Origin of the sequence: Streptomyces sp. NPDC014734, from assembly GCF_043083325.1 — a bacterium.
GTDB lineage: Bacteria > Actinomycetota > Actinomycetes > Streptomycetales > Streptomycetaceae > Streptomyces.
On the sequence record NZ_JBIBYN010000013.1, the window covers coordinates 1 to 9,686 of the forward strand.

At 69.6% G+C, this 9,686-nt stretch carries 10 protein-coding genes; 1 reads left to right on the forward strand and 9 read right to left on the reverse strand.

The window, feature by feature from the left end:
• Nucleotides 1-145 precede the first annotated feature (145 nt).
• The 4 genes from ACF1CT_RS21015 to ACF1CT_RS21030 all read right to left on the reverse strand — a co-directional run bounded on the left by ACF1CT_RS21015 (nt 146) and on the right by ACF1CT_RS21030 (nt 4,238).
• Nucleotides 146-520 carry an FKBP-type peptidyl-prolyl cis-trans isomerase gene (locus tag ACF1CT_RS21015; protein ID WP_391785413.1) on the reverse strand — a complete coding sequence of 125 codons (375 nt, stop codon included), beginning with the start codon at nt 518-520 and terminating at the stop codon, nt 146-148.
• Nucleotides 521-563: 43 nt separating this feature from the next.
• Nucleotides 564-1,481, reverse strand: a complete 918-nt coding sequence (locus tag ACF1CT_RS21020) for an FKBP-type peptidyl-prolyl cis-trans isomerase (RefSeq protein WP_391785414.1) — start codon at nt 1,479-1,481, stop codon at nt 564-566.
• A 126-nt stretch (nt 1,482-1,607) separates the two neighbouring features.
• Nucleotides 1,608-2,969, reverse strand: a complete 1,362-nt coding sequence (gene pafA, locus ACF1CT_RS21025) for a Pup--protein ligase (RefSeq protein WP_391785415.1) — start codon at nt 2,967-2,969, stop codon at nt 1,608-1,610.
• Nucleotides 2,970-2,978: 9 nt separating this feature from the next.
• Nucleotides 2,979-4,238 carry an MFS transporter gene (locus tag ACF1CT_RS21030; protein ID WP_391785416.1) on the reverse strand — a complete coding sequence of 420 codons (1,260 nt, stop codon included), beginning with the start codon at nt 4,236-4,238 and terminating at the stop codon, nt 2,979-2,981.
• A gap of 156 nt (nt 4,239-4,394) precedes the next feature.
• Between ACF1CT_RS21030 and ACF1CT_RS21035 the strand changes: the two genes are divergently transcribed.
• Nucleotides 4,395-5,435, forward strand: a complete 1,041-nt coding sequence (locus ACF1CT_RS21035) for a LacI family DNA-binding transcriptional regulator (RefSeq protein ID WP_391785417.1) — start codon at nt 4,395-4,397, stop codon at nt 5,433-5,435.
• Between the two features lie 45 nt (nt 5,436-5,480).
• Here ACF1CT_RS21035 and prcA read toward each other — a convergent pair whose 3' ends face one another.
• The 5 genes from prcA to dop form a co-directional block, all read right to left on the reverse strand.
• On the reverse strand, nt 5,481-6,335 hold the full coding sequence (prcA, locus tag ACF1CT_RS21040) for a proteasome subunit alpha (RefSeq protein ID WP_391785418.1): 855 nt from the start codon (nt 6,333-6,335) through the stop codon (nt 5,481-5,483).
• A 58-nt stretch (nt 6,336-6,393) separates the two neighbouring features.
• Nucleotides 6,394-7,239 (reverse strand): proteasome subunit beta, encoded by an 846-nt coding sequence (prcB, locus tag ACF1CT_RS21045; RefSeq protein ID WP_391785419.1) that lies wholly within the window; start codon nt 7,237-7,239, stop codon nt 6,394-6,396.
• Nucleotides 7,191-7,334: a hypothetical protein gene (locus tag ACF1CT_RS21050; RefSeq protein ID WP_391785593.1), complete on the reverse strand. Its 144-nt coding sequence runs from the start codon at nt 7,332-7,334 to the stop codon at nt 7,191-7,193. The genes prcB and ACF1CT_RS21050 overlap by 49 nt, the downstream gene beginning before the upstream one ends.
• Nucleotides 7,335-7,514: 180 nt before the next feature.
• The gene (locus ACF1CT_RS21055; protein WP_391785420.1) at nt 7,515-7,733 is read right to left on the reverse strand and encodes a ubiquitin-like protein Pup; all 219 of its coding nucleotides are present in this window, start codon (nt 7,731-7,733) and stop codon (nt 7,515-7,517) included.
• 119 nt (nt 7,734-7,852) lie between these two features.
• Nucleotides 7,853-9,364, reverse strand: a complete 1,512-nt coding sequence (dop, locus tag ACF1CT_RS21060) for a depupylase/deamidase Dop (RefSeq protein WP_391785421.1) — start codon at nt 9,362-9,364, stop codon at nt 7,853-7,855.
• Between the last annotated feature and the right edge of the window lie 322 nt (nt 9,365-9,686).

Below are 9,686 nucleotides of genomic sequence, written 5' to 3' on the forward strand. Positions count from 1 at the left end.
AACGCCTCGAAGAACCTCGCCTTCAGGTCTCCAAAATCCACGATCCCCGCAACTCCCTGAACAACAGGGTGTTGCGGGGATCAATAGAACCCGCCCTTGCGGCGCGGGCCCTCGGTGCTGTGCCCCGGTGGCACGGGAAAGCGGATCAGACGGCGACCAGGTCGCAGACGAAGATCAGCGTCTCGCCGGGAGCGATGCGGCCGCCACCGGCGCCGCGGTCGCCGTAGGCGAGGTGCGCGGGGATGGTCAGCCGACGGCGACCGCCGACCTTCATGCCCTGCACTCCCTTGTCCCAACCGGCGATGACCTGGCCGGCACCGAGCTGGAACTGCAGCGGGGTGCCGCGGTTCCAGGAGGCGTCGAACTCCTCGCCCGAGGAGAAGGCGACACCCACGTAGTGGACGGAGACCTGATCGCCCGCCTTCGCCTCGGCGCCGTCGCCCTCCCAGATGTCCTTGATCTCCAGGTCGGCCGGCGGCTCGCCCTCCGGGAAGTCGATCTCGGGCTTTTCGATGTTCACGGACTTGCTCCTCGTGATGGTGAACTGGGCAACCGGGACAGTCTTACATCTTCGCCAGCAGGTCCACCGCGAACACCAACGTGGACTTCGCGGGGATGGTCTGCTGGGCCTGGTCGCCGAACCCCTGGTCCGGCGGGACGACAAGGAGCACCCGGCTGCCGACCTTCTTCCCGACCAGACCGTTCTTGAGACCCTTCAGGGTCACCTGGGCGAGCGGGAAGGTCTGGGTCTTGCCCGTGGTGTAGGTGCTGTCGAACGTCTTGCCGTCCTTCCACACCAGGCCCACGTAGTTCACGATGACGCTGTCGGTGTCCTTCACGACCTCGCCCTTGGACTCCAGGACGTAGTTGGACACCAGCTTCGCCGGCGGGGTGCTCTTGGACGGGATGGTGACGCTCGGGGCCTTGCCGTCGGTGTTGGTGCCGACCTTCGGCAGGTCGATGTCGTCCTGGGCGACCGGCGTTCCCTCGGCGGACTTCGGGACCTGGATCGCCTTCAGGACGTCGACGACGAAGACCAGCGTGGAGTTGGGCTTGATGTCGCCCTGCCCCTGCGCCCCGTAGCCGAGGTCCGGCGGAATGACCAGCTGGACCCGGCTGCCGACCTTCTTGCCGACGAGCCCCTTGTCCCACCCCTGGATGACCATTCCCGCGCCGAGGGTCAGGTCGAAGGGCTTGCGGTCGAAGCTGTTGTCGAAGGGCTTGTCGGAGTCCCAGGACTGGCCGAGGTAGTTGACCTGGATCGCGTCGCCGTTCTTGAGGGCGGCGCCGTCACCCTGGCTGAGGACCTTGGTCTTGAGCTCCTTGGGCGGGTTCCCCGAGCCCTTGGAGAGGGTGGGCTTCTCCCCGAACTTGGATCCCGCGGTGATGGCGGGGAACTCCGATCCGGAGTCGTTGTCATTGCCACAGGCCCCCGTCAGCAGCAACAGGGGGACGACGAGAAGGCCGGCAAGTCGGCGCACTGGTTCCTCAGATCTCAGACGGCACGGTTGGTTGGGTCCCCGCCACTCTAGGACGTGCGCGGGGCCCCGTACGAGGAACGTACGGGGCCCGCGTCGCGTCACTCTCCGAGGGTGGACGGTGCGGCCTCACATGCCCGCGATCAGCTTTTCGACCCGGTCGTCCACCGAACGGAACGGGTCCTTGCACAACACCGTGCGCTGCGCCTGGTCGTTGAGCTTCAGATGGACCCAGTCGACGGTGAAGTCCCGGCGCTGCTCCTGCGCCCGGCGGATGAAGTCGCCGCGCAGCCGTGCCCTGGTGGTCTGCGGGGGCACGGACTTGCCCTCGAAGATCTTCAGGTCGTTGCAGACCCGGGCGGCCTGCCCCTTGCGCTCCAGCAGGTAGTACAGGCCACGACGCCGGTGGATGTCGTGGTAGGCGAGGTCTATCTGGGCGACCCGCGGATGCGACATGGTCATGTTGTGCTTGGCCCGGTACCGGTCGATGAGCTTGTACTTCATCACCCAGTCGATCTCGGTCTCGATCCGGTCGAGTTCCTCGCTCTCGATCGCGTCGAGCGTGCGCCCCCACAGCTCCAGGACCCGCGCGACCGTTCCGGTGCGGATGCCGCGGCGGTCGACGAAGTCGGCGGCCTTCTCGTAGTACTCGCGCTGCACCTCGATGGCCGATGCCTCGCGGCCGCTCGCCAGGCGCACCTTGCGCTGCCCCGTGGTGTCGTGGCTGACCTCGCGGATCGCCCGGATGGGGTTCTCCAGCGTCAGGTCCCGCATCACGGTGCCCGCCTCGATCATGCGGAGCACCAGGTCGGTCGCTCCGACCTTGAGCAGCATCGTCGTCTCGGACATGTTGGAGTCGCCGACGATGACGTGGAGCCGGCGGTACCGCTCCGCGTCGGCGTGCGGTTCGTCGCGCGTGTTGATGATCGGACGGGACCGGGTGGTGGCGGAGCTGACGCCCTCCCAGATGTGCTCGGCGCGCTGGCTGACGCAGTAGACGGCTCCGCGCGGTGTCTGCAGCACCTTGCCCGCGCCGCAGATCAGTTGCCTCGTGACGAGGAACGGAATGAGGATGTCGGCGAGCCGGGAGAATTCTCCGTGCCGGGCCACGAGATAGTTCTCGTGACATCCGTAGGAGTTTCCCGCCGAATCGGTGTTGTTCTTGAAGAGGTAGACGTCGCCCGCGATTCCCTCCTCGTGCAGGCGGCGTTCGGCATCGACGAGCAGACCTTCGAGAATGCGCTCGCCGGCCTTGTCGTGGGTGACCAGTTCGGTCAGGTTGTCGCATTCGGGGGTTGCATATTCCGGATGCGATCCCACGTCGAGGTAGAGGCGGGCGCCGTTCCGCAGGAAGACATTGCTGCTGCGGCCCCATGACACGACACGGCGGAAGAGGTAGCGCGCCACTTCGTCAGGTGACAGTCGGCGCTGTCCCCTGAACGTGCACGTGACGCCGTACTCGTTCTCCAGCCCGAAAATGCGGCGGTCCATGACTGAACATTACGCCTGATGGCCCGAGCTGAAACCGGGTTCGACAGTACCGTTTCGATCATTTTCCGAACCCCGTGCGGCAACGGCCGTGTGTCCGGGAACTGCGAGGACCTTTTTCGTGGCCAGCAGAACGAGCAGTGCCGCCACCCCACTGGCCCCGGTCACGGCGAAACTCCACCTCGTGCCGCCCAGTTCGACGGCGGGGCCGGCCGCCGCCGCGCCCACGGCCGCGCCCACCCCGAACGTCGTCACGAGCCAGGAGAACGCCTCGGTCACCGTGCCCCGCGGCGCGTGCCGGTCGACCACGATGAACGAGCACGCGACGGCGGGAGCGAGGAACACCCCGGCGAGCGCCGCCAGAGCGGTCATGGGGACCACGCCCGGCGTCAGCGTCAGCGGCAGGTAGCCCACGGCGAGGAGCGCCACGATGAACCTCAGGCGACGCTCCGGCGCCCCGGCCCACTGCCGGGCCCCGTACACCGCTCCGCCGATCAGCGCTCCCAGGCCGAGCGCCGACATCAGCCAGCCGTACACCGATTCCCGGCCGTGGTCGTCGGCGTACGCCACCCCGGCGACCGTGATCGAGCCCAGGGCGAGGCCGACGAAGAAGAACGAGCCGAGCAGCGCCAGCAGCCCCGGCGAGCGCAGCGCGCCCAGCCAGTGCGCCTCACGGGGCGCGGAGCGCCAGGCCCGGGAGGGTTCGGACAGCACGACGGAGAGCGCCCCCAGCACCCCGACGGCGTTGATGACCAGCAGGGCGGCGGCGGGCGACCAGAGCGAGACGAGCAGCGTCACCAGCAACGGCCCCAGGGTGAACATCACCTCCTGGGCGACGGCGTCCATCGCGTAGGCCCGGTGCACCCGCTCCTCGCCGCCCAGCACGGACGGCCACAGGGCCCGCAGGCCGCCCTCCAGGGGCGGGGTGAACAGTCCCGCCACGACCACCGCCGCGCAGGCGACCGGCAGCGAACCCGGACCGGTCAGTGCCAGCAGGGCCATGCCGAGCGCCGACACCACGGCGGCGGGGAGCTGGACGCGCGGCTGGCCGTACAGGTCCACGGCCCGGCCCAGCAGCGGCTGCCCCACCGCGGTGGCCAGCCCGTACACGGCGGTGAGCAGGCCGGCCAGGGTGTAGCTGCCGCCCTCGGCACGGATGAACAGCACGATCGCGATGTGGGCGGTGCCGTTCGGCAGCCGGCCCACCAGGGTCCCCGTCAGCAGTCTGGCGGCGTGCCGCGCCCGGAGGATGTCCAGATATCCGGCGGCCATGTCCCGTCCCTCTCCCTCGGGCGCCCCTGCGGCACCTCGTCCCGCGGTGCCTTCCGGCATCCAGGGGTTTTACGTATAACGTCGAGGGTCATACGTACCATGTGCACAGTCCGCGGGTCCACCACGGCATCTGCCCCGACCGGCCCGGAGGCCCGAGTGACCAGCGCAGCGCAGCCCGCACAGTCGCGGCCCACCAGCCGGGATGTCGCGCGGGCCGCGGGTGTCTCGCAGGCCACCGTCTCGCTGGTGCTCGGGGACAAGTGGCGCGGCCGGGTCTCCGAGGCGACCGCCGGGCGCGTACGGCACGCCGCCGACGACCTCGGCTACCGGCCCAATCTCGCCGCCCGCCATCTCCGTCTCGGCCAGACCAGGACGGCGCTGCTGGTCGTCCCGGCGCTCACCGGCGAGTACTTCGCGCGGGTCTACGCCGGCGCCGCCGCCGTCGCCGCCGAGCACGGCTTCGGGGTGGTCCTCTATCCGTCCCCCGAGGGCACCGGTCCGGCCAGGGACCCCTTCGCCTCGGCGCGCGCCTCCCTCGACGGGGTGATCGCCTCGTCCATGGCCGCGGGCGCGCTCGACGCCCTGCGCGGGGCGGGGCTGCCGCTGGTCATGCTCGACAGCGACCCCGCGGACACCGGAGTCGCGGCCCGGGTCAACCTGGACATCGCCGACGGCATGCGGCAGGTCGCGGAGCACCTGCTGGCGCTCGGTCACCGCCGTTTCCTCCACCTGGCGTCGGCGGTCGACTCCTGGACGTTCGCCGTCCGCGCCCGGGCGTTGCACGACGCCCTGGGGGCGGTGCCGGGCGCCTCGGTGCGGACCGCCCCGGCCGCGCTGGACGTGCAGGCCGGGCGGGAGGCGGCGCACCGGGCGCTCACCGGCCCCGGCCCCCGGCCCTCGGCCCTCGTGTGCGACGACGACATCCTCGCCGCGGGAGCCTGCAAGGCGGCCCACAGACTCGGTCTCCGGGTCCCGGACGATCTGTCCGTGACCGGCTTCGACGACCTGGCCCTGGCCACGGCCGTCGAACCGGAACTCACCACCGTGCGACTGCCGGCGGAACAGGTGGGCGAACGCGGCATGGCCGCCCTGCTGGCCGTCCTGGACGGCCGCCCGGCCGGGTCCGGCAGCCTCCCCGTGCGCCTGGTGCCACGCGGGTCCTCGGCCCCCGCGCCCGCCGACGGCACGCGGACATGACGGTGCCCCGGCCACCGGGAGCGGCGGACCGGGGCGCCGGACGGGCTATTCCACGTCCCCGCCGGAATCGGTGGACTCGGCGGAATCCGTGGAACCCGACGGCTTGTCGGCGGACTTGGTGACGTCCGTCGTGCCGGTGGCGGACTCGGTCCCCTCCTCGGGTTCGGCGTCGGAGGGGGCGTCGGTCGGCGCGGAGCCGCCGTCCGCCTCCAGCAGGCGGGCCAGCTGTCGGCCCACGATCCGCTTGAACTTCCGCTGCTGCGGCCGCGTACGGTCCAGGACCGCCACCTCCAGCCGCTCCGCGGGAATCTCCCGCTCGCTGCCGTTGGGATCGCGGGACAGCGCCTGCACGGCCAGCTTCAGCGCCTCGGCGAGCGTCATCCCGTCGCGGTGCCGCTGGTCGAGGAAGGTGCTGATCTGCTCGGCGTTCCCGCCGACCGCGACCGAGCCGTGCTCGTCGACGATCGAGCCGTCGTGCGGCAGCCGGTAGATCTGGTCGCCCTCCGGCTCGGTGCCGACCTCGGCCACCACCAGCTCCACCTCGTACGGCTTCTCGGCCGCGCTGGAGAAGATGGTGCCGAGCGTCTGCGCGTAGACGTTGGCGAGTCCACGGGCCGTCACGTCGTCGCGGTCGTAGGTGTATCCGCGCAGATCGGCGTAGCGCACCCCGCCGATGCGGAGGTTCTCGTACTCGTTGTACTTGCCGGCGGCGGCAAAACCGATCCGGTCGTAGATCTCGCTGAACTTGTGCAGCGCACGGGACGGGTTCTCGCCGACGAACACAATGCCGTCGGCGTACTGCAGCACCACCAGGCTGCGTCCACGGGCGATGCCCTTGCGGGCGTATTCCGCCCGGTCGGCCATGGCCTGCTGAGGTGAGACATAGAACGGCGTCGACACCGGTTATCCGTCCCTTTCTGTCAGTGACGAGAGCATGAAGGAAGCGCCGGAGCGCCGGTCAGAGCAGCGCGGCGCGCGGGCCGTCGGGCTGCTGCATCCGGTGTTCCAGGATCGAGCGGGCGATCTCGGAGGATTCCGCCTCGGACAGCTTCCGGAAGCCCTCGTCGGTGATGACGGTGACGATCGGGTAGATGCGCCGGGCCACGTCGGGACCACCGGTCGCCGAATCGTCGTCCGCGGCGTCGTACAGCGCCTGGACGACCAGGGTGAGGGCCTGCGGCTCCGTCAGGTCTTCGCGGTAGAGCTTCTTCATCGATCCGCGGGCGAAGATCGAACCGGAGCCCGTTGCCGCGTATCCGGTCTCCTCCGAGCGGCCGCCGGTGACGTCGTACGAGAAGATCCGGCCCTTCCCGCGGTCGATGTCGTAGCCGGCGAAGACCGGCACGATGGCCAGTCCCTGCATGGCCATGCCCAGATTGCCGCGGATCATCGTGGAGAGCCGGTTCGCCTTGCCCTCCAGGGAGAGCCGGGTGCCCTCGACCTTCTCGAAATGCTCCAGCTCCAGCTGGAAGAGCTTGACCATCTCCACGGCCAGACCGGCCGTTCCGGCGATGCCCACCGCCGAGTACTCGTCGGCCGGGAAGACCTTCTCGATGTCGCGCTGGGCGATCATGTTGCCCATCGTCGCCCGCCGGTCGCCGGCCAGGACCACACCGCCGGGGAACGTCGCGGCGACGATGGTCGTACCGTGCGGCGCCTCGATGGCACCCTGCACGGGCGGCAGGCTCCGGTTGCCCGGAAGCATCCCGGGCGCGTGGTCGGACAGGAACTCCATGAACGAAGAGGATCCCGGCGTCAGGAAGGCAGCTGGTAGACGCCCGGTGCTGCGAGTGTTGGCTTCCACGCGTTTCCCTCCAGGTGTGCGACGGCCCAGCGGAAGGTGTCGGGAGCCTCTCCCGACATGCCGGTGACCGAATTGCAGTCGATGCGTTGTGCCACGGACCCTACCCGTCCCGCAGCCGCGATCCACATGAACCGTGAGGGCGGCCGCACGGCGTGCGACGCCGCTTGCGGCCGCGCGGCACGGGCCGGTCGGCCCGTACCGCGCGCGTCCTGATCCACTCCCCCGGGTTCACGTCCGTGAACCGATGTCCGGATCCTTCCGGACCTCTTCGCGGACTACTGTCCGCCCTTCTGGACGAAGGAGCGCACGAAGTCCTCCGCGTTCTCCTCCAGGACGTCGTCGATCTCGTCGAGAACCGAGTCGACGTCGTCGCCCAGCTTCTCCTGGCGCTCCTTGAGGTCGTCGGACGCCTGCGCGTCCTGCGCCTGCTCCTCGACCTCCTCGGTGGAGCGCGTCGCCCTCTGCTGTCCGCCGCCGGTGTCCTTGGTCGCCATCTAGCTCACCCCGCTCGGTTCGAAGCACTTGATCAGACCCTACCCACGGGGTCCGACATCGGCCCGGTACTTGTCCAGACGCCCGGGGTCATCCCGATGATTCCCCGATCACCGTCCTTTCAGCCGCCCGACAGCACCTGGACCAGTTCCTCCGCCGTGCGGCAGCGGTCCAGGAGCTCCTTGACGTGCTCACGAGTGCCCCGGAGCGGTTCCAGGGTGGGCACCCGCTGCAACGAGTCGTGACCGGGCAGATCGAAGATGACCGAGTCCCAGGAGGCAGCGGCCACGTCGTCGGCGAACTGCTCCAGGCAGCGCCCGCGGAAATAGGCCCTGGTGTCCTCCGGGGGCCCCGTGCGGGCCCTGTCGACCGCACCCTCGTCCAGCAGCCGCTTCATCTTCCCTCGGGCCGCCAGACGGTTGTACAGCCCCTTCTCGGGTCTCACGTCGGCGTACTGCAGATCCACCAGGTGCAGGCGCGCGGCGTCCCAGTCCAGGCCGTCACGGCGGCGGTAGCCCTCCATGAGCTCCCGCTTGGCCACCCAGTCGAGCTCGCCGGACAGGCTCATCGGATCGTTCTCCAGCCGGTTGAGCGTGTCCTCCCAGCGGCTCAGCACGTCCTTGGTCTGTTCGTCGGCGTCCGCGCCGTACCGCTCCTCGACGTACTTGCGCCCCAGCTCGAAGTACTCCATCTGGAGCTGCACCGCGGTGAGTGTGCGGCCGCTGCGCAGCGTGACCAGCTGCTTCAGCGTCGGGTCGTGGGAGACGTGGTGCAGGGTGCGCACCGGCTGGTCGACCGCGAGATCGACGTTGATGAAACCGTCCTCGATCATGGACAGGACCAGGGCGGTGGTGCCGAGCTTCAGGTAGGTCGAGATCTCCGACAGGTTCGCGTCGCCGATGATCACATGGAGCCGGCGGTACTTCTCCGCGTCGGAGTGCGGTTCGTCGCGCGTGTTGATGATGGGGCGCTTGAGGGTGGTCTCCAGGCCGACCTCGACCTCGAAGTAATCGGCGCGCTGGCTGATCTGGAAGCCGTGCTCGTGGCCGTCCTGGCCGATTCCCACGCGTCCCGCTCCGGTGACCACCTGGCGGGAGACGAAGAACGGGGTCAGGTGGCGCACGATGTCCGAGAAGGGTGTCTCCCGCTTCATCAGGTAGTTCTCGTGCGTACCGTACGAGGCGCCCTTGTTGTCGGTGTTGTTCTTGTACAGGTGGATCGGCTGGGCGCCCGGGAGCTGCGCGGCGCGCTCGGCCGCCTCGGCCATGATGCGCTCGCCCGCCTTGTCCCAGAGGACGGCGTCCCGCGGATTGGTGACCTCCGGGGAGCTGTACTCGGGGTGCGCGTGGTCGACGTAGAGGCGGGCCCCGTTGGTGAGGATGACATTGGCGAGGCCGATGTCCTCGTCCGTGAGCTGGCTGGAGTCCGCGGTCTCGCGGGCGAGGTCGAAACCTCGCGCGTCCCGCAACGGGTTCTCCTCCTCGAAGTCCCAGCGGGCGCGACGCGCCCGGTGCATCGCCGCCGCGTACGCGTTGACGATCTGGGACGAGGTGAGCATGGCATTGGCGTTGGGATGGCCGGGAACGGAGATCCCGTACTCCGTCTCGATGCCCATTACTCGCCGTACGGTCATGCGGCCCTCCTTGCCCGGCGGCGCTCCCTTGAGGGGCGGCGCTCAAGTACCGCTGCTTGTCCGGTGCCTGTGCGGTGCCCGTTCCCGCACTGCGCGACCGGGCGGTACGCACGAGCCTAGAGCGACTCCGTGCTGGTGGGGAGATCAATTACGTCATTGCTGCGGTGTCGTCGGTGCGGTCCGGAAAAACACCCCGGCTGCGGGTGCCCGGCCGGGCACCCGCAGCCGGGGGGTTTCCGAGAGCGGGTTCCGGAGGAAGTGGCGCCCCCCCGGGGGGGGGGGGACATTGGGGGACCCCCCCTACGGGACGCCCCGCAACTAA

What these genes read in the sequence shown, in the direction of transcription:
- pafA (WP_391785415.1), bottom strand. Translation starts at nt 2,969, where the DNA reads ATGGACCGCCGCATTTTCGGGCTGGAGAACGAGTACGGCGTCACGTGC.
- ACF1CT_RS21030 (WP_391785416.1), bottom strand. Translation starts at nt 4,238, where the DNA reads ATGGCCGCCGGATATCTGGACATCCTCCGGGCGCGGCACGCCGCCAGA.
- ACF1CT_RS21055 (WP_391785420.1), bottom strand. Translation starts at nt 7,733, where the DNA reads ATGGCGACCAAGGACACCGGCGGCGGACAGCAGAGGGCGACGCGCTCC.
- dop (WP_391785421.1), bottom strand. Translation starts at nt 9,364, where the DNA reads ATGACCGTACGGCGAGTAATGGGCATCGAGACGGAGTACGGGATCTCC.